Source organism: Candidatus Propionivibrio aalborgensis, assembly GCF_900089945.1.
Lineage (GTDB): Bacteria > Pseudomonadota > Gammaproteobacteria > Burkholderiales > Rhodocyclaceae > Propionivibrio > Propionivibrio aalborgensis.
In genome coordinates this window covers 1-608 of record NZ_FLQY01000307.1, presented here as the reverse complement: position 1 = coordinate 608, position 608 = coordinate 1, and the positions used below count along the sequence as shown (strand labels likewise).

The following is a 608-nucleotide window of genomic DNA, read 5'->3' as shown; positions in this document are numbered from 1 at the left end:
GATGAAATGGTCAACATGATCTCTGCCTCGCGCTCGTACCAAACCAATGCCGAAGTGATGAATACCGCAAAGCAGTTACTGCTCAAAACGTTGACGCTTGGGCAGTGAGCTTGAATTTCCAAGGAGATCCGCATGACAACCGTACAATCAACATCGCCGGTCATTGACCCTTTTACAAAGATCAATGCGGCAGGAGCCAGTACTACGGCGGCTGAGACTTCCACTAGCGCAGCATCGCAGGATCGCTTTCTCAAGCTGCTGGTTACGCAGTTGAAGAACCAGGATCCGCTCAATCCTATGGACAATGCGGAGATGACCAGCCAACTGGCGCAAATGAGCACGGTTTCAGGCATTGAAAAGCTCAACACGACGATGACGTCGTTGGCTGATGGTCTAGCAACCAGCCAATCGATGCAGGCGGCAGGAATGCTCGGGAAGAGCGTACTGGTTCCTGGGTCGCAGCTTGCGCTGACTGGCGGCGCGGCCTACGGGGGCGTGAGTCTGGCGTCAGCGGCCGATAAAGTTAAACTGAATATTCTGAATTCGGCCGGGCAGGTGGTTCAGAGTCAAGATCTTGGTGCGCGTGACGCCGGTGTATTCAATTTTTC

General features: G+C 53.6%; 2 protein-coding genes. Both read left to right on the top strand.

The window, feature by feature from the left end:
* Positions 1–108: flagellar basal body rod C-terminal domain-containing protein (locus PROAA_RS13455; RefSeq protein WP_281182271.1), on the top strand; the 108-nt coding region annotated here is incomplete at its 5' end.
* Between the two features lie 24 nt (positions 109–132).
* On the top strand, positions 133–608 hold a 476-nt coding region (locus PROAA_RS13450; protein ID WP_186411832.1), incomplete at its 3' end, for a flagellar hook assembly protein FlgD.